The organism is Actinomadura montaniterrae (assembly GCF_008923365.1).
GTDB lineage: Bacteria > Actinomycetota > Actinomycetes > Streptosporangiales > Streptosporangiaceae > Spirillospora > Spirillospora montaniterrae.
Map to the genome: position 1 here is coordinate 43,210 of NZ_WBMR01000010.1, position 21,676 is coordinate 64,885.

21 protein-coding genes are annotated in these 21,676 nt (G+C 73.7%); 15 read left to right on the forward strand and 6 right to left on the reverse strand.

Annotated elements, in window-relative coordinates:
• Positions 1-32: 32 nt before the first annotated feature.
• The 9 genes from F9B16_RS05940 (at position 33) to F9B16_RS05980 (ending at position 9,307) form a co-directional block, all read left to right on the forward strand.
• Positions 33-908, forward strand: a complete 876-nt coding sequence (locus tag F9B16_RS05940; protein ID WP_151538825.1) for a BtpA/SgcQ family protein — start codon at positions 33-35, stop codon at positions 906-908.
• Positions 905-1,900: a carbohydrate kinase family protein gene (locus F9B16_RS05945; RefSeq protein ID WP_151538826.1), complete on the forward strand. Its 996-nt coding sequence runs from the start codon at positions 905-907 to the stop codon at positions 1,898-1,900. The genes F9B16_RS05940 and F9B16_RS05945 overlap by 4 nt, the downstream gene beginning before the upstream one ends.
• On the forward strand, positions 1,897-2,913 hold the full coding sequence (locus F9B16_RS05950; protein ID WP_225991397.1) for a substrate-binding domain-containing protein: 1,017 nt from the start codon (positions 1,897-1,899) through the stop codon (positions 2,911-2,913). Before F9B16_RS05945 ends, F9B16_RS05950 begins: the two co-directional genes overlap by 4 nt.
• Positions 2,914-2,915: 2 nt before the next feature.
• Entirely contained in the window at positions 2,916-3,671 is a 756-nt protein-coding gene (locus F9B16_RS05955; RefSeq protein WP_151538828.1) for an ATP-binding cassette domain-containing protein, read from the forward strand.
• A complete protein-coding gene (locus F9B16_RS05960; protein ID WP_151538830.1) occupies positions 3,671-4,687 on the forward strand; it encodes an ABC transporter permease in 1,017 nt (338 codons plus the stop codon). The genes F9B16_RS05955 and F9B16_RS05960 overlap by 1 nt, the downstream gene beginning before the upstream one ends.
• Entirely contained in the window at positions 4,684-5,745 is a 1,062-nt protein-coding gene (locus tag F9B16_RS05965; protein ID WP_151538832.1) for a phosphotriesterase family protein, read from the forward strand. The genes F9B16_RS05960 and F9B16_RS05965 overlap by 4 nt, the downstream gene beginning before the upstream one ends.
• Positions 5,746-5,801: 56 nt before the next feature.
• The gene (locus tag F9B16_RS05970) at positions 5,802-6,548 is read left to right on the forward strand and encodes a glutamine amidotransferase (RefSeq protein WP_225991398.1); all 747 of its coding nucleotides are present in this window, start codon (positions 5,802-5,804) and stop codon (positions 6,546-6,548) included.
• The gene (locus F9B16_RS05975; protein WP_151538834.1) at positions 6,533-7,171 is read left to right on the forward strand and encodes a TenA family protein; all 639 of its coding nucleotides are present in this window, start codon (positions 6,533-6,535) and stop codon (positions 7,169-7,171) included. Before F9B16_RS05970 ends, F9B16_RS05975 begins: the two co-directional genes overlap by 16 nt.
• Positions 7,172-7,579: 408 nt before the next feature.
• A complete protein-coding gene (locus tag F9B16_RS05980; protein WP_225991399.1) occupies positions 7,580-9,307 on the forward strand; it encodes an ABC transporter ATP-binding protein in 1,728 nt (575 codons plus the stop codon).
• On the opposite strand, the gene F9B16_RS05985 is transcribed toward F9B16_RS05980, so the two are convergent.
• From F9B16_RS05985 to F9B16_RS06005, 5 genes are all read right to left on the reverse strand, one after another.
• Positions 9,246-10,652 carry a sensor histidine kinase gene (locus F9B16_RS05985; RefSeq protein WP_151538838.1) on the reverse strand — a complete coding sequence of 469 codons (1,407 nt, stop codon included), beginning with the start codon at positions 10,650-10,652 and terminating at the stop codon, positions 9,246-9,248. The genes F9B16_RS05980 and F9B16_RS05985 overlap by 62 nt on opposite strands.
• On the reverse strand, positions 10,649-11,365 hold the full coding sequence (locus F9B16_RS05990; RefSeq protein WP_151538839.1) for a response regulator transcription factor: 717 nt from the start codon (positions 11,363-11,365) through the stop codon (positions 10,649-10,651). The genes F9B16_RS05985 and F9B16_RS05990 overlap by 4 nt, the downstream gene beginning before the upstream one ends.
• A gap of 79 nt (positions 11,366-11,444) precedes the next feature.
• Complete coding sequence (locus tag F9B16_RS05995; protein WP_151538841.1) at positions 11,445-12,254, reverse strand: IclR family transcriptional regulator; 810 nt, start codon at positions 12,252-12,254, stop codon at positions 11,445-11,447.
• 53 nt (positions 12,255-12,307) lie between these two features.
• On the reverse strand, positions 12,308-13,975 hold the full coding sequence (locus tag F9B16_RS06000; RefSeq protein WP_151538843.1) for a thiamine pyrophosphate-binding protein: 1,668 nt from the start codon (positions 13,973-13,975) through the stop codon (positions 12,308-12,310).
• A 17-nt stretch (positions 13,976-13,992) separates the two neighbouring features.
• Entirely contained in the window at positions 13,993-14,802 is an 810-nt protein-coding gene (locus F9B16_RS06005) for an SDR family NAD(P)-dependent oxidoreductase (protein ID WP_225991400.1), read from the reverse strand.
• 48 nt (positions 14,803-14,850) lie between these two features.
• On the opposite strand from F9B16_RS06005, the gene F9B16_RS06010 reads away from it, so the two are divergent.
• Genes F9B16_RS06010 through F9B16_RS52440 form a run of 4 tightly spaced genes read left to right on the forward strand, consistent with a single transcriptional unit; the run spans position 14,851 to position 18,509 of the window.
• Entirely contained in the window at positions 14,851-15,915 is a 1,065-nt protein-coding gene (locus F9B16_RS06010; RefSeq protein ID WP_151538845.1) for an ABC transporter permease, read from the forward strand.
• Positions 15,912-16,985 carry a sugar ABC transporter substrate-binding protein gene (locus tag F9B16_RS06015; RefSeq protein WP_151538847.1) on the forward strand — a complete coding sequence of 358 codons (1,074 nt, stop codon included), beginning with the start codon at positions 15,912-15,914 and terminating at the stop codon, positions 16,983-16,985. Before F9B16_RS06010 ends, F9B16_RS06015 begins: the two co-directional genes overlap by 4 nt.
• A gap of 1 nt (position 16,986) precedes the next feature.
• The gene (locus F9B16_RS52435; protein WP_225991401.1) at positions 16,987-17,832 is read left to right on the forward strand and encodes an ATP-binding cassette domain-containing protein; all 846 of its coding nucleotides are present in this window, start codon (positions 16,987-16,989) and stop codon (positions 17,830-17,832) included.
• Between the two features lie 26 nt (positions 17,833-17,858).
• Positions 17,859-18,509 carry an ATP-binding cassette domain-containing protein gene (locus F9B16_RS52440; protein WP_264159684.1) on the forward strand — a complete coding sequence of 217 codons (651 nt, stop codon included), beginning with the start codon at positions 17,859-17,861 and terminating at the stop codon, positions 18,507-18,509.
• Positions 18,510-18,539: 30 nt separating this feature from the next.
• On the opposite strand, the gene F9B16_RS06025 is transcribed toward F9B16_RS52440, so the two are convergent.
• Positions 18,540-19,514 (reverse strand): TIGR03621 family F420-dependent LLM class oxidoreductase, encoded by a 975-nt coding sequence (locus tag F9B16_RS06025; RefSeq protein WP_151538849.1) that lies wholly within the window; start codon positions 19,512-19,514, stop codon positions 18,540-18,542.
• A 170-nt stretch (positions 19,515-19,684) separates the two neighbouring features.
• Between F9B16_RS06025 and F9B16_RS06030 the strand changes: the two genes are divergently transcribed.
• Both F9B16_RS06030 and mctP read left to right on the forward strand, forming a co-directional pair.
• Positions 19,685-19,945: a DUF3311 domain-containing protein gene (locus tag F9B16_RS06030; RefSeq protein ID WP_151538851.1), complete on the forward strand. Its 261-nt coding sequence runs from the start codon at positions 19,685-19,687 to the stop codon at positions 19,943-19,945.
• On the forward strand, positions 19,942-21,576 hold the full coding sequence (mctP, locus tag F9B16_RS06035; protein WP_151538853.1) for a monocarboxylate uptake permease MctP: 1,635 nt from the start codon (positions 19,942-19,944) through the stop codon (positions 21,574-21,576). The genes F9B16_RS06030 and mctP overlap by 4 nt, the downstream gene beginning before the upstream one ends.
• Positions 21,577-21,676 lie beyond the last annotated feature (100 nt).

Consider the following 21,676-nt stretch of genomic DNA (forward strand, 5'->3'; position numbering starts at 1 on the left):
ACACGACTGCAATCGATTACACAGGAGGCGACATGGTGAGGGCGACGGGGAGCGAGCGGGCACTGGGCGTGTTCCCGCCGAAGCCGAACGCCGTCGAGGAGCTGTTCGGCACCCCCAAGGTCGTCATCGGCGCCGTGCACCTGCCGCCGCTGCCGGGCAGCCCGCACTACGAGGGCGTGCCGCTCGACGAGATCTGCGCGTTCGCGATCGAGGAGGCCCGGGCCTACCTGGACGGCGGCGCGCACGGCGTGATCGTCGAGAACCACTGGGACATCCCGTTCCTCAAGCCGGGCGAGCACGGCTACGAGACCGCCGCCGCCATGGCCGTGGTGACCGACCGGGTCCGGCACGCGACCGCCGGGCGGGTCGGCGTCAGCGTCCTGTCGAACGCCGCGGAGTGCTCGATCGCCTCCGCCTGGTCGGGCGGCGCCGGGTTCGTCCGCGTCAACCAGTGGGCCAACGCCTACGTCGCCAACGAGGGGATCATCGAGGGACAGGCCGCGCACGCCACCCGCTACCGCAGCCGGATCGGCGCGAACCCCGTCAAGATCTTCGCGGACGTGCACGTCAAGCACGGCGCGCACGCCATCGTCGCGGACCGGACCCTCGCCGAGCAGACCGAGGACGCCGAGTTCTTCGGCGCCGACGTGCTGATCGCCACCGGCTCCCGGACCGGCGACGCCGCCGCGCTGGACGAGGTCGAGGGCATCGCCGCGCACACCACGCTGCCGGTCGTCATCGGCTCGGGGATCAGCGCCGGCAACGTCGGGGAGCTGCTGCCGGCCTGCGACGGGGTGATCGTCGCGTCCTCGGTGAAGGACAACGGCCGCTGGTGGGGCCGGGTCGACGCCGCGAAGGTGCGGGAGCTGACCGCCGCCGCGGCGAAGGCGGGCGTGGTCCTCCCATGATCGTGTTCTGCGGCTACGCCAACGTCGACCTCACGGTCGCCGTCCCGGTCCTGCCGGGGCCGGCCGCCCGCGTCCAGGCCACCGCGGTGCGCCGCGGCGAGGGCGGGATGGGGGCGAACGCGGCGGTGGCGGCCGCGCGGATGGGCGCCGACGTCCGGTTCGCCGGCGTCGTCGGGCCGGACGCGGCGAGCACCGCGTTCCTCGACGCGCTCGCCGCCGACGGCGTCGGCACCGAGTGGACGTCCCGGACGGGCGTCCTGACGACCGCGGTCGTCCTGCTCACCCCCGACGGGGAACGTTCCATCATCAGCCAGGACGACCTGGTCACCACCGAGCACGTCGCCGCCGTCGCCGCGCAGGCGCGCGCGGCGGGCGCGGACTGGCTCTACCTCGACGGCTACCGCTTCCCCGCGGCGGCCGGCGTGCTCGGCGAGGGCCCGCCCGGGGTCGTCGTCGACCTCGACGGCTGCGACGGGCCCGCGGCGGCCCGTGCCGCGCTCGAAGCCGCCGACCACGCGATCGTCGGCCGCGCGCAGGCCGCCGCGTTCCTCGGCGGCGACGACGCGCTCGCCGCGACCGCTACCCAGCATCGGGTAAACCTGGTGGTCACGGACGGTTCCCGGGGCTGGACGCTGTTCACGCCGGACGGCGCCCGGCACGCCGGCGCGGCGATCGAGGTGACCGCCGTGGACGCCACCGGCGCCGGGGACTGCTTCGCCGGCACCTACTGCGCGGAACTGGACCGGGGCTCCGGCCCGCTGGAGGCGGCGCGGGTCGCGGCGGTCGCCGCGGGCCTGTCGTGTACCCGGCCCGGCGCGCGCGCGGGGCTGCCGCATCGCGAGACCGTCCTCGCCTATATCGACTCCGCCGGAGCGCACCCCGCCGAGGCGACCACAGCTCAAGCACATACGGCCCCCACGGACACGGTTCGTCCCGGAACCGGTCCGGACGCGTCCCCCGCGCTCGCGTGGCGCCATGGAGAGGAGACATGATGCGACGCACGGTGACGGCCGCGGTCGCGCTCGGCCTGCTGCTGACGGCGACGACCGCCTGCGACGTCCAGGCCCGCAAGGAGATCGCGGCCGAGAAGAAGGCGACCGAGCAGGGCCCGCCGCCGCCCCAGCGGATCGCGCAGGCCTGCAAGGTGCAGGGGCGCGCGCCCAAGATCGGGCTCGTCCCGATCAACCTCCAGGCGCTGTTCTTCAACCAGATCAACACGGGCGCCAAGACCGTCGCGGCCAAGGCGGGCGCGCAGGTGCAGGTCGTCAACGGCAACGACGACTCCACCACGCAGGCCAACGCCATCGACGACATGGTCGCCGGCCACTACGACGCGATCATCGTGGACGCGGTGGACACCGAGGGCATCAAGCCCGCCATCCGGCGCGCCAAGGACGCCGGCATTCCGGTCGTCGCGGTGGACGCCACCGTCGACGACCCCGCGGTGTCCACGCAGGTCGGCACCGCCAACGCGGAGGGCGGCAAGCAGCTCGCCGACGCGCTGCTGAAGATCTCCGGCGGCAAGGGCGACATCGGCGTGGTCGGAGCGCTCAACAGCACGATCCAGAACGAGCGGCAGAAGGGCTTCTCCGACGAGGTCACCGCGCACGGCATGAAGATCAAGAACGTCGTGGACGGCCGGAACATCCAGGAGAACGCGCAGACCGCCGCGGAGAACCTGCTGACCGGCAACCCGGACCTGCCCTACGCCTACGCCACCGGCGAGCCCGCGCTCATCGGCCTGGCCGCCGCCGTGGTCAGCCAGCAGCGCACCAAGGACCTCCAGGTCGTCGGCTGGGACCTGTCCAGCCAGGCGGTGGACGGGCTGAAGGCCGGCTGGATCAAGGGCGTCGTCCAGCAGAACACCTTCCAGTTCGGCTACGACGCGATGAACGCCGCGATCGACCTGGCGTGCAAGCGCTCGGCGCCGAAGGACGTCCCCGTCCCGACCCAGATCGTCACCCCCGCCAACGTCGGGGACTACCTGTACTACCTGGAGAAGTGATCATGGGCGATCAACCGCTGGTCACGCTGAAGGGCATCACCAAGTCGTTCGGCGCGGTGCAGTCGCTGCGCGGCGTCGACCTGACCCTCGCGCCCGGCGAGGTGCTCGGCCTCGTCGGCGACAACGGCGCCGGCAAGTCCACCCTGATGAAGGTGCTGGCCGGGGCGGTCCAGCACGACGCGGGCCAGATCACGATCGACGGCCGGGAGGTGCGGTTCGCCAGCCCCGCGGACGCGCGCCGCGAGCGGATCGGCATCGTCTACCAGGACCTCGCGCTGTGCGACACCCTCGACGTCGCGAGCAACCTGTTCCTCGGCCGCGAGCCGCGCAAGGGCCCGTTCATCGACCGGCGCGCCATGCACGAGAAGGCCGCCGAGACGCTGTCGGACCTGCACGTCCGGGTCAAGTCCACCTACCAGGAGATCGGGCACCTGTCCGGCGGGCAGCGGCAGGCCGTGGCGATCGCCCGCGCCGTGTCGTTCAAGCCGCGGGTGCTGATCCTGGACGAGCCGACCGCCGCGCTGGCGGTCGCCGAGGTCCGCCAGGTGCTCGCCATGATCAAGGACGTGGCGGCGCAGGGCGTCGGGGTCATCCTGATCACCCACCGGCTGCAGGACCTGTTCGAGGTCTGCGACCGCATCACCGTCATGTACGAGGGCCGCAGCGTCGAGGACGAGCCGGTGTCCGCGCTGGACATCGAGCGGCTCGTCGCCATGATCACCCGTTCCGGCAGCGAGCACACCGAGGAGGTGGCCTGATGAGCGTGCAGGCCCCGCCCGCCCCGACCGTCCTGGCGAAGACCCCGAGCCGCTGGGAGCGCGCCAACAAGGCGACGCTGGCGATGCTCGGCGTCACCGTCGCGCTGTTCGTCGGCTTCGGCATCGGCGCGGACAACTTCCTGAGCTTCGACAACATGTCGAACCTCGCCACCCAGGTGGCGATCACGCTGATCGTCGCGGTCGCGATGACGTTCGTGATCACGACGGGGCAGATCGACCTGTCGGTGGGCTCCACGGTCGCGTTCGTCGCGGTCGGCACGGCCGAGATGCTGAAGGCCGGCTGGGACTCCTCGATCGTGATCGTCGCGGCCCTGGCGGCCGGGCTGTTCTGGGGCGCGGTCAACGGCTGGCTCGCCGCCTACCAGAAGATCCCGCCGTTCATCGTCACGCTCGCGACGATGTCGGTGATCCGCGGGCTCGCGCAGCTGTGGACCAAGGGGTTCTCGGTGCCGATCGACCGGCGGCTGTACGTCGCCAAGATCGGCGAGGCGAAGTTCCTCGGCTTCTCCGCGCTGGCGTGGATCGCGCTGGCCACCGTCGTGGTCGGCGGGACCCTGCTGGCCAGGACCCGGTTCGGCAACTACGTCAACGGCATCGGCTCGCAGGAGGAGTCGGTGCGCCGCGCGGGCGTGAACACCGCCCGGATCAAGATGGTCACGCTGATGCTGGCGGGCCTCGCGGCGGGCGTCGCCGGGCTGCTCACCGCGGCGCGGCTCGGCTCCGGCTCGGCCAACTCCGGGCAGGGCTTCGAGCTGACCGTGATCGCCGCGGTGGTGCTCGGCGGCACCGACCTGTTCGGCGGCCGCGGCACCATGATCGGCAGCATCATCGGCGCCGTGATCACCGGGGTGATCGCCAACGGGCTGACACTGCTCGGCGTGAGCCCGTTCCTCACCCCGATCGTCACCGGGCTGGTGCTGCTCGCCGCGATCTGGCTGAACCTGCGCGGTCGCACGCTCTCCGAGCTGGGCGCCAAGCTGCTGGGACGGACATGACCGTCCCGGAGACCCGGCCGGGCGCCGTGCCCGTGATGACGGTGTCCGGGCCCGTCGCGAGCGACGGGCTCGGGCTCACCCTGACCCACGAGCACCTGCGCAACGACGTCCGCAAGGCGGTGAAGCCGGCGACCGATCCGGCGCTCGCCTTCCTGCGCGACGCCCGCACGACGCCGGGCCTGGCGTGGCTGCTGCGCGAACGTCCGTACGACTGCCTGGACCACTGCACGCTCGACGACGACGCGGCGATGCTGTCGGACCTGCGCGCGTTCGCCGCGGCGGGTGGCGGCACGGTCGTGGACGTCACGCCCGGCGGCCTCGGCCGCGACCCGGTGGCGCTGCGCTCGTTCGCCGAGCGCAGCGGCCTGCGGATCGTCATGGGCTCGGGCTGGTACCTGGAGCAGTACCACCCGGCGCACCTGGCGGCGGCGGGCGAGGAGCGGATGGCGGCCGAGCTGGTCGCCGAGTTCGCGAACGGCGTGGACGGCACCGGCGTCCGGCCCGGCGTGATCGGGGAGATCGGGGTGTCGCCCGGCTTCACCCCGGCCGAGCACGTCGCGCTGCGCGCCGCCGCCCGCGCGCAGCGCGAGACCGGCGTCCCGCTGTACGTCCACCTGCCGGGCTGGCAGCGCCGCGCCCACGAGGTGCTCGACATCGTCCTGGACGAGTACGGCGTGCCGCCGGGCGCGGTGGTGCTGTGCCACATGGACCCGTCCGGCGGCGACCTCGGCTACCAGCTGTCGGTCGCCGACCGGGGCGTGTGGCTCGAGTTCGACATGATCGGCATGCCGTTCCTGTACCCGGGCGAGGGGCAGTCGCCCTCCCCGGACGAGACCGCCCGCGCCGTCGCCGGGCTGGTCGCGCGCGGGCACGGCGGGCGGCTGCTGCTCAGCCACGACGTGTTCCTCAAGAGCATGCTCACCACCTACGGGGGCAACGGCTTCCAGTACGTGCCGCTGCTGTTCGCGCGGCGGCTCGCCGCGCTCGGCGTCGCGCCGGAGACCGTCGACGGCCTGCTGCGCGGCAATCCCGCCCGGCTCTTCGAGTCCGCGGCCTGACCGGCCGCCGGCGCCCCGTCCCCCCGCGTTTTCCCACCCGAGAGAGAGGATCGATAGTGAGCCGCGTCCTGATCGCCGGCGAGAGCTGGGTCTCCCAGTCCACCCACATCAAGGGGGTGGACTCCTTCACCACCAGCTCGTACGTGACCGGTGTCGAGCCGCTGCGCCGGGCCCTGGAGAGCCGGGGCCACGAGGTCGAGCACATGCCCGCCCACCTGGTGCCGGCCGAGTTCCCCGGGGACGCGGACGCGCTCGGGCGCTACGACGTGGTCGTGCTGTCCGACATCGGCGCGAACTCCATCCAGCTCGCCCCGCAGGTGTTCGAGCAGGCCGTGCCGGGCACGGACCGGCTCGGCGCGCTGCGCGCGTGGGTCGCGGACGGCGGCGGGCTGCTGATGGTCGGCGGGTACCTGTCGTTCACCGGCTTCGAGGGCAAGGCCGCCTTCCGCAACACGGCGCTGCACGAGGCGCTGCCGGTCGAGCTGCTCCCCGAGGACGACCGCGTCGAGCTGCCCGCGGGCGCCAACGCCGAGGTCACCGCCGCCGGCCACGCCGCGCTCGGCGGGGTGGAGGGCGAGTGGCCCGCGCTGCTCGGCTACAACCGGGTCCGCGCCCGGGAGAACACCGACGTCCTCGCCACGCTCAACGGCGACCCGCTGGTCGCCGTCGCCGGATACGGCGAGGGGCGGTCCGCGGTGTTCACCTCCGACTGCTCCCCGCACTGGGCTCCCAAGCCGTTCTGCGAGGAATGGGACGGCTACGCCCGCGTGTTCGGCGGCCTCGTCGAGTGGCTCGCGCAGTGACCCGCTCCCAGCGGCTGCTCGACGCCTGTTCCGAGACCATGGAACGGGCGCTGGCCATGCGCTTCGTCCAGGAGGTCGCGACGGGCGCCATCGGCGACCAGGACTACGCCGACTATTTGGAGATCGAGGCGTCGTTCGTCGCGACGGCGGCCCGGCTGCACGGCCTCGCGGTGTGGGACGCGCCCGGCTGGACGGCCATGGAACGCAACGCGCGGGCCGTCTATGCGCTGACCACCGAGCAGGCGGACTACTTCCGCGCCGCCCGCGCGGCCTGGCCCGTCGAGGCGCGGCCGGGTGCCGCGGAGCGCGCGCGGATCCTGTCCGACTTCGCCTTGGCCGCGGCCCGTGAGGGCGGCTACGGGGCGGTGACGACGGTGCTCTTCGCCGCCGAGAGCCTGTACCTCGCGTGGTGCGGCCGTGCCCACGCGGGAGGCGGCGCACCGTCCGGACCGATCGCGGACTGGGTCGCGCTGCACGCGACCGCGGCGTTCCGCGAGGGCGTGGACGCGCTCGCCCGCCAGGTGGACGCCCTGCCCGAGAGCGTCCCGGACGACCTGCTCATCCGCTGGTTCGGCGGGATGCTGGAGGCGGAGATCGCCTTCCACGACGCCGTCTACGGCTGACCGCGGAACGAAGGCCCCCGGTGCGCCGCGCCGGGGGCCTTCGCGCGCTCCCGGAATGGCGCTTAGCATTCTCTTATCTTTCTCTTCGGTGCAGTTCAGTTCCATTTGTGAATGGTCATCGGGTCGGCCCGGTAAGTTCATTTCTGCAAGGCCGCGAACGCGGCGAGGAGAAAACCGAAGGGAAGCCGAGATGAGCTTCAAGAAGATCGCTCCCAAGCCCCGCAAGCGCCCGGTCAAGCCGGTCCCGCCGAAGAAGCACCGCCGCCGCAAGCCCGCCCCGCGGACGAACGCCAAGTAACGGGCGACAGCCGAGCCGGGCGGGAGCCGGCGGGGGAGAGAGCGGACTCGCCCTGCCGGCTCCCGTCCTTTTTTCATGCGCGGGAACGCGCGGGAATGATGGGAGGGGACGTGGCCCGCACATCTCTTTCGGAGGCCGCGCCCGTCGTGTCGGTGCGCACGACGTTCCGGCATTTCTGGCCGCTCATGCGGGGCGACCGGCGGCTGCTGCTGCTCGGCGGCGCGCTCGCCGTCGCGGCGGCCGGCTGCGAGGTCGCGGCGATCCGGCTGTTCGGCGTCATCACCGACGAGGCGCTGGCCGCCCGCGACCTGGCCGCCTTCTGGACGCCGGCCGCCGAATGGCTCGCCATCGCGGTGGTGGCCGCGCTGATGACCTTCGTCGGCGACTACGTGACGACGCTCGCGGGCGAGCGGTTCCTGCTGCGGCTGCGCGACCGGGTGTTCGCGCACGTCCAGACGCTGTCACCGGAGTTCTTCGACAGGGGCCGCCTCGGCGATCTGATGGCGCGACTGACCGACGACATCGAGGCGATCGAGGAACTGGTGGCGTCCGGGCTCGTCCGGCTGGTGACGGCGGTGGTCAGCGCGGTGTTCTTCGTCGCCGCCGCGTTCGCCGTCCGGTGGGACCTGGCGCTGGTGGCGTGCGCGCTCGTCCCGGTCTTCCTGCTGGTGACGCGGGGATTCTCGGGGCGGTTCCGGGCGGCGGCCGGGCAGGAGCGGCTCAGCAACGGCGCGATGGTCGGCACCGTCGAGGAGAGCCTGTCGAACCAGCCGCTCGTCCAGGCCTACAACCGGCAGGAGCTGCAGGCGCGGCGGCTGCACGCCGAGGGGCGCACCTGGCTGGCGGCGAAGATGGCCGAGACCCGGCTGTCCAGCCTGTACGGGCCGCTCGTCGAGGTCGTCGAGACGGTCTGCGTGCTCGTCGTGCTCGGAGCAGGCGCGTGGGAACTGCAGGAACACCGGATCACGCTCGGCGGGCTGCTGTCCTTCGCCGCCTACCTCGGCTACCTGTACCCGAACGTGCAGAGCCTCGGGGAGCTCGCGCTCACCGCGTCCGAGGCGGCGGCGGGCGCCGACCGCGTCCAGGAGGTGCTGCGCACCCGCCCTGCGGTCGCCGAGCATCCGGCGGCCCGGACCCGGGTCGCGCGGCGCGGCCGCGTCGCCTTCGACCACGTGACGTTCCGCTACCCGGGCGCCGACCGTCCCGTCATCGAGGACCTGCACTTCAGGGCCGGGCCCGGTGAGCTGGTGCTGCTGGCCGGGCCGAGCGGCGCCGGGAAGTCGACGGTCACCAAGCTGCTGCTGCGGTTCTACGATCCCGACTCCGGCGGGATCCGGCTGGACGGGATCCCGCTGCGGGAGCTGTCGCTCGCCGCGCTCCGCGACACCCTCACCGTGCTGCAGCAGGAGACGCTGATGTTCTCCGGCACCGTCCGCGACAACATCGCCTACGGCAGGCCGGACGCGACCGAGGCGGAGATCGTGGCCGCGGCGGTCGCCGCCGACGCCCACGACTTCATCAGCGCGCTGCCGGACGGCTACGACACCGAGATCGGGCAGCGGGGACGGCTCCTGTCGGGCGGCCAGCGGCAGCGGATCGGGATCGCCCGCGCCATGGTGCGGGACGCGCCGGTCCTGGTGCTCGACGAGCCCACCACCGGCCTGGACGCGCGGACGGCCCGCAACGTCCTCGGCCCGCTGCGGCGGCTGATGGCCGGACGGACGACCATCCTCATCACCCACGACCTGCATCTGGCGCCGGAGGCGGACCGGATCGTCATGCTCGGCCCGGCGGGCTCGCGGACGCCCGCGGTGTTCCAGGAAGGCGCAGGCGCATGAGCGCGCCGCCCTCGGGCCGGTTGCACGCCGACACCGTGCCGCCGTGCTGCTCGGCGGTGTGCCGGACGATCGCCAGCCCCAGCCCGGAGCCCGGCAGCGCGCGGGCTTCGGGCGCGCGGTAGAAGCGCTCGAAGACGTAGGGGAGCGTCGACTCGGGGATGCCCGGACCCTCGTCGGCGACCAGCAGCTCACCGTCCCGCAGGTCGATCCGGACGGTGCCGTCCGGCGGGCTGAACTTCACCGCGTTGTCCAGCAGGTTCGTGACCGCGCGGACGAGCGCCGGCTCCGAGCCGCGCACCAGCCACGGCTCCAGCCGCGTCTCGAACGTCGCCGCCGGCGCGCGCAGCCGGACCCGTTCGACCGCCTGCGGGACGACCCGGTCCAGCCGGACCTCGGTGCGCACCGCGCCCTGCTCGTCGTCGCGGGCCAGCTCGACCAGGTCCCCGACGAGGTTCGTCAGCTCCCGTAGCTGCGCCTTCACGTCGCCGAGGAGAGCGTCCATGTTGCCGTGCGGGAGCGTCCGCTCGGGGTGGGCGCGCGACTGGATCAGCAGGTCGATGTTGGTGCGCAGGCTGGTCAGCGGGGTGCGCAGCTCGTGCCCGGCGTCGGCGACGAGCCGCCGCTGCCGCTCCCGCGACCGGTTCAGCGCGGCGAGCATCGCGTTGAAGCTCCCCGCCAGCCGGCTGATCTCGTCGTCGCCCGACACCCGGATCGGCTCGGTGTTCAGGTCCTGGGTGCGGGCGATCGCCGTGACCGCGCGGGTCAGCCGCCGCACCGGCTGCAGGCCGGCGCCCGCCACCGCGATGCCCGCGCCGGCCGCCAGCACCGCCGCGCCGGCCCCGACCATGATCGTGATGTACTGGAAGCCGGTGACGGTCTCGTCGACCATCGTCAGCGAGCGGCCCAGCACGATCACCGTCCCGTCCTGCGCCCGCACCGTGATGACCCGCATGTGCACGCCGCCCGACTCGCCGTCCGCCAGTACGAACGGCGGACCGCCGGGCGCCGAGACGCGGCGCACGGCGGCCTGGTCGACGGGAGGCGGCGTCCGGGTGCCCGGCGGGGAGACCGCCCGGCCGTCGCGGACCGTCGCGGCGCTCATGTCCAGCGCCGCCAGCAGGTCGCCGTCGTGCCGGTCGCCGGGCCGGCCGTTGACGTTGTCGGCGAGCGTCTGCGCCTGCCCGATGAGGGTCTGGTCGATCTCGTTGTGCAGCCGCCCGGTGAACATGGTGAACGACACCCACGACGTCGCCACGATCGCGGCGATGACCGTCCCGGCGGCGAGCAGCGCGACCCGCGCCCGCAGCGACGGCCCGTGCCACCGCCGCCGCCACCGGACCCTCATACCGGGCCCTCCCGCAGCGCGTACCCGACGCCCCGCACCGTGTGGATCAGCCGCGGCCCGCCGTGCTCCTCGGTCTTGCGGCGCAGGTAGCCGATGTAGACGTGCAGCGAGTTCGACGACCGGCCGAAGTCGAACCCCCACACCTCCTCGTGGATCCGGGCCCGCTCCAGCACCCGCCGCGGCCGCCGCATCAGCAGCTCCAGCAGGTCGAACTCGGTGCGGGTCAGGTGCAGCGGCCGCCCGCCGCGGCGCACCTCCCGGGTGTCGACGTTCAGCACCAGGTCCGCGAACCGCAGCACCTCGTCGCCGCCGGGCTCCGCGCCGAACCCGCGCGAGCGGCGCAGCAGCGCCCGCAGCCGCGCCGTCAGCTCCTCCAGCTCGAACGGCTTGGCGATGTAGTCGTCGGCGCCCGCGTCGAGCCCGGCGATCCGGTCGTCCAGCTCGTCCCGCGCGGTCAGCAGCAGCACCGGCAGGTCGTCGCCGCGTCCGCGCAGCATCCGGCAGGTGCCGATGCCGTCCAGGTTCGGCATCATCCAGTCGAGCACGACGGCGTCCGGAGCGGCCCGGTCGATCGCCTCGAGCGTCTCCAGACCGTCCGCCGCGAGCTCGACCTCGTAGCCGTTGAAGCGCAGCACCCGCTCCAGCGCCGACCGCACCGCCGGGTCGTCGTCGGCCACCAGGATCCGCGGCGCGCCCGCGCCCGCCTCCGTCATCCGCACTCCCTCGGTAGGTCCGGCCACCACTGTGGGCCACCGATTCTGAGCGGAGGGTGAGAGGACGCTTAGACGCCGCTCAGGAGGTTCTTAACCGCGGCGGCAGCGGTGGCGCGCCGTCGCGGGCGAGCTCCCGGGACAGCGACAGCGCGGCGGTCCGCACGGCGGGGGCGAGGCGGTCCAGGTCCAGCCGGCACACGTTGCCGGTGATGGACAGGGCGGCGATCACCCGGCGGCGGCGGTCGAGGATGGGCGCGGCGACGGCGGACACCCCCGCCTCCGACTCCTCCCGGTTCACCGCGTAGCCGCGGTCGGCGGTGCGGGCGAGCTCGCGGCGCAGCAGCCCCGGCATCACGATCGTGTGCGGGGTGTGCCGGACGAGGCCGGCGTCCAGCACCCGGTCCAGCCGCTCCTGCGGCCCGAGCGCGAGGAACAGCTTGCCGGTCGCGGTGCAGTACGCGGGCAGCCGGCCGCCGACGCGGGAGATGATCGGCATCGACCGGCGGCCGCTCACCTTCTCCAGGAACAGCGTGTCGACGCCGTCCAGGACGGCGAGGTGGATGTTCTCGTGCGTCGCCTCGTACAGGTCCTCCATGTGGGGGAGCGCCGCCTCGCGGAACCCGCGCGGGCTCGGCGCCCGGTGCCCGAGGACGAACAGCCGCATGCTGAGCCGGTAGCCGGCCGCGGTCCGCTCGACGCCGCCCCACCGCACCAGCTCCGCCAGCAGCCGGTGCGCGGTCGGCTTGGGCAGCCCGGTCCGGGCGGCGAGCTCGGTCAGCGTCAGCTCGGTGTCGGCGGAGCCGAAGGCGTCCAGCAGGCTGAGCCCGCGCGCCAGCACCGACCGCGGCGGTTCCGGCTCCGGCTCGGCTCCACGGGCGCGCGTGTCCATGCCCCGATCGTCACCGTGATCGCGCGTCCCGGCAAGGGGGCGCGGCCCGCCGCTCACCGGGCGCCCGGAGGCCGGTCGCCGGACGAGGGGGCGTGCCCGGCGACCGGGGCCTCGATCAGCAGCGGCGCCTCCAGGTCCTTCGCCGACGCGACCGCGTCCGCGAGTTCGGCGGCCGATGCGGCGCGCACCGAGGCGATGCCGAACAGCCGCGCCGCGGCCTGCCAGTCCAGCGCCGGAGGGGCCAGGTCCATGCCGACGTAGCGGCGGTGCTCGGCGGACGCGCCGCCGCCCTCGTCGAGGGTCTCCTTGAGGGTGCGGTACTCGCCGTTGTTCATGACGACGAACGCGACCGGCACCCGGTAGCGTGCGGCGCTCCACAGTCCCTGCACGCCGAACATCGCGCACCCGTCGCCGAGGACCGCGACCACCGGACGGTCGCCGACGGCCATCCGGGTGCCGACCGCGGCGCCGATGCCCCAGCCGAGCCCGCCGCCGACCGTGTGCACGTACGAGCCGGGCCGGTCCTGGCGCAGCACCGCGCGCAGCTTCAACCCGGCCGTGATCGCCTCCTCGACCACGATCGCGTCGCCGGGCAGCCCGGCGGCGACGGCGTGCGCGGCGGCGCCCGGGTCCATCGGCGCGGGGCCGTAGGCGGCGCGGGCCCGCTCCTCGGTCTCCGCGCGGGCACGGGCGTGCGCGGCGCCGAGCCGTTCGATCCGCTCCTTCGCGGACGGCACGCGCCCGTCGAGCGCGGCGGCGAGCGCGCCCAGCGTCCCGGTGAGGTCGCCGGTCAGGCCGTGCCGGACGGCGAAGTTGCGGCCGATCTCCGCCGGGTCCTCGTCGATCTGCACGATCGCGAGCCCGTCCGGGACCGCCGGCCCGGGCGTGTAGTGGTGGGGCATGAACGCGTGGCACCCCGCGATGAGCGCCGCGTCGTGCGCGGCGAGCGTCTCGCGGATCACCGCGTTGCGCGGCGGCAGCATCCCCGCGTACAGCGGATGGCCGGTGGGGAAGTCGACGCCGTCGTTCATCGGCTGGTGATGCACCACCGCGCCGAGCCGCTCGGCGACCGCGACCAGCTCCGCGACGGCGCCCGCCCGGCCCACGCCGTCACCGGCGATCACGACCGGACGCTCCGCCGCCGCGAGGAGCGCCGCGGCGTCCGCGACGTCCGCCGGTCCGGGGCCGGTCACGGGGGAGCGGGCGGGGACCGCGACGTCGCAGTCCTCCTCCACCAGGTCCATAGGGACCGACACCAGCACCGGGCCCGCCGGCGGCCGCGCCGCCAGCGCGAACGCGCGCCTCAAGAGGACCGGCAGGTCGCGGGCGTGCTGCACCTCGACCGCCTGCTTCGTGGCCGCCGACGCCAGCCCGACCAGGTCGCCCGACAGCATCGGGTCCTGGACGAGGTGCCGGCGGTCCTGCTGCCCCGCGACGACCACCATCGGGGTCCGCGACCGCAGCGCGTTCAGCATCCCGATCAGCCCGTTCGCGACGCCCGCCGCGACGTGCAGGCTGACCATCGACGTGCGGCGCGACGCCCGCGCGTACCCGTCCGCCATCGCCACCACCGACGCCTCCTGCAGGCCCAGCACGTACCGCAGGTCCGGCGCCTCCACGAGCGCGTCCATCAGCGGCAACTCGGTCGTGCCGGGGTTGCCGAAGATCCGCGTGACGCCCTCGTCCCGGGCGATCTCCAGCAGCGCCTCGATCGGCCTCATGTCCTGCCTTCCGGATGTCAGTGCTTGGCGGAGCCGCCGTCGACGTTGATCGTCTGCCCGGTGAGGAACCCGCTGCCCTCGTCGACCACGTACAGCAGCGTCGACAGCAGGTCGCGCGGCTCCTCGGTCGCCGGGACCACCTGCAGCGCCCGGACCCGGTCGAAGCCGCCGTCCGCGCCCGTCGTCCGGGCGGCGGTCGCGGTGCGGGTGAGGCCGGGCGCGATCGCGTTCACGGTGATCCCGTCAGAACCGACGGCGCTCGCCAGCGCGCGCGTGAAGCCGACCAGTCCCGCCTTGGAGGTCGTGTAGGCGACCAGGTCGGGCGGTCCGAGGAACACCACCGCCGAGACGATGTTGACGATCCGCCCCCACCCGGCCGAACGCAGGTGGGGGAGCGCGGCGCGCGACACCAGGAACGGGCCGTCCAGGTTCACCCGCATGATCCGGCGCCAGTCCTCCAGCGTCGTCTTCTCGAACGGGATCGGCGGGTAGATCCCGGCGTTGTTCACCACGATGTGCAGGGCGCCGAACCGGGCGGCGGCCTCCTCCACCGCCGCCCCGACCTCGTCCGGATCGGTCACGTCCGCGCGGACCGGAAGGAACCGGTCGCCCGGGATGCGCTCCGCGGTGCCCGACATGTCGGCCAGGTCCAGCCCCGCGACCCGGTGACCGCGCGCGGCGAGCGCGATCGCGAACTCCCGGCCGAGGCCGCCCGCGGCTCCGGTGACGAGGGCGACCCGCTGCGTTCCGTTCAGGGACGGCGTCATCGTCATGGACGGCAGCGTGCGCCACCGCGGCGGCGCCGACAAGGCGCCGTTTTCACTCATTGAAACGGCGTCCTTGTCGTCGGAAGCGGCCGGTCACATGCTCGCCGCATGTCAGTTCCGAAGCCCTCGGCCGCCGCGCCGCCGGCGAACGGCGACGGCGGCGCCGCGCCCCGCCGCCGGACGCGCCGCCCGGTCCCCGACGAGGCCGGCGTCGTCGGCGTGCTGATCCTGCTGGTGCTCGGCGTCGGGCTGTTCCAGCCGGACTTCCTGCGCACCGGCAACCTGCTCACGACCGCGCACAACTCCGTCTACGTCGGGCTGATGGCGCTCGGCATGGTGTTCGCCCTCGCGATGCGGGAGGTGGACCTGTCGGTCGGCGGGATGTACGCGATGGGCGTCGTCGTCGGCGCGCTGCTGATCCGCGACGGCTGGAACACCTGGCTCGCGGCGCTGGCCGTGCTGGCGCTGTCGGCGCTGGTCGGGGCGCTCAACGGGGCGGTGACGACGTACCTGCGGCTGCCGTCGTTCATCGTCACGCTCGCCACCGCGATGCTGCTGCGCGGCGTCGGCCTCGCGCTCGCCGAGGGCAAGCAGATCACCGACCTGCCGCAGGGCGACGCGCTGTTCCGCGTCCTCGGCGGCGGGGAGCTGCTCGGCGTGCCGGACGCCGTGTGGGTGTTCGTGCTCGCCGTCGTGGTGCTCACCGTGCTGTTCACCCGGACGAGGTTCGGCGCGCGGGTCCGGGCGATCGGCTCCAACCCGGAGGCCGCCGAGTTCGGCGGGCTGCCCGTCGCCCGCACCCGGATCGCGGCGCTGGCGCTGTCCGGGCTGATGGCGGGCCTCGCCGCGGTGCTCGCGCTCGCGTTCTTCATCGCCGGCGACCCCACGATCGGGCAGGGCTACGAGCTCACCGCCATCGCCGCGGCCATCATCGGCGGCACCCCGCTGAAGGGCGGCACCGGCTCCGTCCTCGGCGCCGCGGCGGGCACCCTCATCCTCGGCGCCGTCACCGCGGCGCTGGTGTTCTTCGAGGTCCCCATCAACTGGACGACGTTCGCGACCGGGGGCGTCATCCTCGTCGCCGTCGGCGCCGCGCCGCTGCTGCGCCGCGTCCGCGACGTCCGTGACCTGCGCGCGGTCCGCGACCTGCGCTCACCTGGGAGGAACCCATGATCCCGCGTCCCCGCGGGCCGCTCGCCGCCGCCGCGGCGCTGCTGCTCGGCGCCGCCCTGACCACCGCGTCCTGCGGGGACGGCGGGTCGGGCGGCAAGAGCGGCCGGCTGAAGATGGGCATCGCCGTCGCCAACTACAGCCTCAACTTCGCCCGCGAGATGTACGAGGGCGCGACCGAGGCGTCCAAGCGGGCCGGGAACGTCGACTTCAAGGTCGTCGGCCCGCCGAACACCGACGGGCCCGCCGAGCAGCAGCTCTTCCAGAACCTCACCGTCACCCACCCGGACGGGATCGTGCTGGAGAACCTCGACCCGCCGATCTTCACCCGGCCGGCGGCGCAGGCCGTCGAGAAGGGCATCCCGATCGTCGCGCTGGACACCGCGCCCACCGACGGCAGCAAGGTCGGCTTCTACGTCGGCAACGACAACTACGAGCTCGGCGCGCTGCTCGCTCAGGCGACGGTGAAGAAGCTCGGCAAGGACGCCAAGGGCACGATCGTCATCGGCGTCCCGAACCCGGGGACGCCCGTCCTCGACAGCCGCGCGAAAGGAATCAAGGACACGCTCGCGCAGCAGGCGCCGGGCATCCGCGTCCTCGGCCCGTTCCAGACCTACAGCGACCCGGCGCAGAGCTACGGTGCCTGGCAGGCGCAGGTCAACGCGCACCCCGACGCGCTCGCGTTCCTCGGCGTCGGCGACGCCGACAGCTACAACCTCGCCCGGCTCAAGGAGCAGCGGCACGGCAAGTACCTGACCGCGGGGTTCGACGTCGATCCGAAGACGCTGGACGCCATCAAGCGCGGCACCAACTTCGCTGGCATCGACCCCGAGCACTACCTCAAGGGCTACATCGCGACCGCTCTGCTCATCAAGGCGGTCCGCGACGGCAAGGGCAAGCTGCCGTCGGGCTGGTTCAAGACGCCCGGCCTGGTGATGGACTCCGGCAACATCGACGAGATCCTCAAGCGGCAGCAGTCGGTGCAGAACGCCTACGCCTGGTACAAGCCGCAGCTCGACAAGCTGCTGGCGGACCCGAACGCGAGCATCCGGCCGCTCAAGGAGGCCCGCTGACATGCTGGTCGCCTCCGGCCTGGTCAAGCACTACGGCGGCGTCACCGCGCTGGACGGGGTCGGCATCACCCTGGACGCGGGGGAGGTACACGCGCTCGTCGGCGAGAACGGCGCGGGCAAGTCCACCCTCGTGAAGATCATCTCCGGGGTGGTGCGGCCCGAGGGCGGCGCCATCGAGCTGGACGGCGAGCCCGTCCGGTTCGCCGGCGCCCGGCAGGCCGCCGCGCAGGGCGTCGCGATCGTCTCGCAGGAGCTGATGACCTACGACGACCTGACCGTGCTGGAGAACCTCTTCCCCTACGGGGCGCCCCGGCGCCGCGGGCTGGTCAGCACCCGCGAGATGCGCCGGCTCGCCGCGCCCGTCCTGGAAGAACTGGGCATCGACCCGCCGCTGCACGCCCGGGCCGGTGAGCTGCCGCTCGCCGACCGGCAGCTGCTGGAGATCTGCCGGGCGCTGCTGCTGGAGCCCCGCGTGCTCATCCTGGACGAGCCGACCTCCGCGCTGCCCCGCGAGGCCGCCGCGCGGCTCGCCGGCGTCACCTGGCGCCTCGCCGAGCGCGGCCTCGCCGTGCTGTACATCTCCCACTTCCTGGAGGAGGTCATGCGGATCGCGACCCGGGTGACCGTGCTGCGCGACGGACGGGTCGTGCTGCCCGGCGCCGGGGCCGCGGACGTCAGCCTGGACTCCCTGGTCACCGCGATGCTCGGCCAGCCCGCCGCCCACGGCGCCGGACCGGCCGCCGCGCCCGGCGGACGGTCCGGGACGGAGCCCGCCGCCGCCCCGCCGGGGCGGCGGTCTCCCTCACCGGCGTCACGGTCCCCGGCCGGCTGCGGGACGTCTCGCTGACGGCGGCGGGCGGGGAGATCGTCGGGCTGGCCGGGCTCCAGGGCGCCGGCCACCTCGCCGTCCTCGACGCCGTGTGCGGCCGCGCCCGGCCGTCGTCGGGGTCCGTGCGGCTGCCGGGCGGGCGGGCGCCCCGGTCGGCGCGGCACGCCGTCACCTCGGGCGTCGCCTTCGTCTCCGGCGACCGCAAGGGCCGCGGCCTGATGCTCGACAAGGCGCTGTGGGAGAACGTCACGGCGGTGAGCTGGCTCGGGCAGGGGCGCGGCGGGTTCCTGCCGCGCCGCTCCCGGCTCGTCGACCGGTCGCGCGGCCACCTGGAGCGGCTGCGCGTCCGCGGCGACGTGCGCGCCGGCGCGGGCGACCTGTCCGGCGGCAACCAGCAGAAGGTCGTCTTCGCCAAGTGGCTGGACGCCGCCCCGTCCGTCCTGGCGCTGGACGACCCGACGCGCGGCGTCGACGTCGGCGCCCGCGCCGAGCTGCACGGCATCGTCCGCGGGCTGGCCGCCGAGGGGAAGGTCGTGCTGATCGCGTCGTCGGACCTCGCTGAGCTGGTCGAGCTGTGCCACCGGGTCGTCGTGTTCCAGCACGGACGCGTCGTCGGGTCGCTGGCCGGGAGGCGGCTCACCGAGCCCGCGCTCAGCCTCGCCATGAACGCGGGCTTCGCCGGGCCCGCGCGCTGACGCGCGTCGCCCCTTTGCGCTGACGCGCGGTCAGGCGAGGTGCGCGATGACGGGCGCGAACGCGTCCATCGCCGTGTCGGGCACCTGGTAGTAGGTGAAGCCGTAGCGATCGCGGCGGGCGAGCATCTGCTCGGCGATGTGCTCGGGCGGCCCGACGAACTGCGACGGCATCTCCAGCACCAGGCCGGTGGACGCGGTGCCCCAGCCGCGCATGACCGCGACCTTCGCGGCGGCGCGGCGCGGATCGGGGCCGAACGTGGGCGTGACCACCATGCTCAGCTCGACGTCGCGGCCCGCCGCGGCCTCCCGGACCCAGCCGACCTTGCGCTCGACGGTCTCCGGGAGGCGCTCGGTGATCTCCTCGGAGATCGTCCCGTCGGGGAGGGCGCGGGGCAGGATCCCGACGGTGTCGGCGAGCCGCCCGGCGATGCCGAGCATCCGCCGGCTGCCCGCGCCGACCACGAGGGGCGGCCGGTGCTCCGGACGCGGGAACACCTCCAGGCCGTCGATCCGGTAGTGCTCGCCGGCGAAGGTCGTCCTGTCGCCGGACAGCAGGCTCCGCAGGATCCGCAGCGACTCCTCCAGGCGGCCCACCCGCGCGCCCGCGGCGTCGAAGGGCATCCCGGCCGCCTCGTACTCCTCGCGGAGCCAGCCCGCGCCGAGGCCCAGCTCGAAACGGCCGCCCGACAGATGGTCGAGCGTCGCGGCCTCCTTGGCGAGCATCACCGGGTGCCGGTAGTCGTTGGAGAGCACCATCGTGCCGACCCGCAGCGTGCTCGTCGCGGCGGCGGCCGACGCCAGCGCGACCATCGGGGCCAGCTGGTCGCCGAACGGCTCGGCCACGAAGTGGTCGCGCAGGACCAGCGCGGAGTACCCGAGGTCCTCGGCACGCCGCGCCGTCGCGAGCAGCTGCGCACCGGAGCAGATCGACTCGCCGACCACGCCGAACCGGAACGCGCGGCGGGCCGGGCCGGTGTTCGTCCGGTCCTTGGGGGCTTCGTCCATGAGCCGAGCATGCCGTGCCCGCGGACCGGTCCGCTGGCAGGAAAACGGCAGAGGGCTCGACTTGGTCAACAAATGGCCCCGGGGCTGGTGCCGGCGGTTCGAAGATCGCAATATTGCCGGGGGCGAGATTCGCCCTGGCCGCTCGTTCCCCCGGCCCCGGAGGTCAGTCCGTGAGTGAAACGTCCCCCGCCCCCGCGTCTCCAGCCCAGCAGCCCCCTCCCGGCCCGTCCCCGGCGCGGAAGGTCGTGGCCGGCGTCCTGCTGGTGGCCCCGTTCGCCGTCTACCTGGCCGTGCCGACGTACGCCAAGGACGGCCCGCACGTGGCGGGCTTCCCGTTCTTCTACTGGTGGCAGCTCCTGTGGGTGGTGCTCACCGCCGTGTGCATCGGCGGCGCCCACCTGCTGACCCGGAAGCGGGGTGCGGCGAAGTGAAGGACGTCAACGGCGTCGAGCTGACCATCTTCATCGTCTTCTTCGCGGCGGTGACCGTGGTCGGCTTCGCGGCCGCGCGCTGGCGGCGCGGCCAGACCATCATGCACCTCGATGAATGGGGCCTCGGCGGCCGCAGCTTCGGCACGTTCATCACCTGGTTCCTGCTCGGCGGCGACCTCTACAGCGCCTACACGTTCATCGCCGTGCCGTCGGCGGTGTTCGCGGGCGGCGCGATGGGCTTCTGGTCGGTGCCCTACGGCGCGATCGCGTACCCGATCGTGTTCCTGATCGGCCCGCGGCTGTGGTCGGTCGCGCAGCGGCACGGCTACGTGACCGCGGCCGACTTCGTCCGCGGCCGGTACGGCTCCCGGTCGCTGGGGCTCGCCATCGCGCTCACCGGGATCCTGGCGATGATGCCGTACATCGCGCTCCAGCTCGTCGGTATCCAGGCCGTCCTGACGGTGATGGGCGTGTCCGGGTCCGGCTGGGCGAAGGACCTGCCGCTGTTCATCGCGTTCGCGCTGCTGGCCGCCTACACCTACACCTCGGGGCTGCGGGCGCCGGCGCTGATCTCGTTCGTCAAGGATGCGCTGATCTACATCGTGATCATCGTCGCGATCGTCTACATCCCCACCAAGCTCGGGGGCTGGGACGGCATCTTCGACAAGTCCGCCGCCGCTCTCGCCAAGCCGAACCCGGCGACCGGCAAGCCCGCCGGCTCGCTGTTCACCAGCGACATGACGCACTGGGCGTACGGGACGCTGGCGCTCGGCTCGTCGCTCGCGCTGTTCATCTACCCGCACAGCGTGACCGGCGCGCTCGCGGCCGGGCGCCGCGACGTGATTCGGCGGAACGCGGCGCTGCTGCCCGCGTACTCGCTGCTGCTCGGGCTGCTCGCGCTGCTCGGCTACATGGCGCTCGCCCACCCCGGCGTCGTCGCCGCCGTCAAGCACGCCGGCAACCCGCAGCTGGCGGTGCCGGAGCTGTTCGACCAGGTGTTCCCGGACTGGTTCGCCGGCGTCGCGTTCGCCGCGATCGGGGTCGGCGCGCTGGTGCCGGCCGCGATCATGTCGATCGCCGCGTCCAACCTGTTCACCCGCAACGTCTACACCTCCTTCATCCGGCCGGACGCGACCCCGGAGGAGGAGACCCGGGTGTCGCAGCTGGTGTCGCTGCTGGTGAAGCTCGGCGCGCTGGTGTTCGTGCTCGGCTTCGACAAGTCGCTGGCGATCAACCTGCAGCTGCTCGGCGGCATCTGGGTGGTGCAGACGTTCCCCGCCATCGGCATCGGCCTGTACACGCGGTGGCTGGACCGCTGGGGCCTGCTCGCCGGCTGGGCCGCGGGCATGGCGTACGGCACGTACACCGCCTACGACCAGGCGTCGCCGACGCAGAGCCACTTCGGCTCGCCGCTCGCCGACATCCCGTTCGTCGGCCACACCGGCTACATCGCGCTGACCGCGTTCGTGCTCAACATGGTCGTCGCGGTCGTGGTCACGCTGGTCGTGCGGGCGCTGAAGGTGCCGGCCGGCCGGGACGAGACGAGCGCCGGCGACTACACCGCCGACGCGGGCGACCGGCTGGCCGCGCCGGAGGACCCGGCGGGCGAGCTCACCGGCCAGTCCGCCTGAGGCCACGCGCATTCGCGCAGACCGGTGGGACGGGGCGAGCGGCTCGGTCGCCGTCCGTGCGGCGTAAGGGCGTCACCGACTGCCCCGATCCCACCGGTCC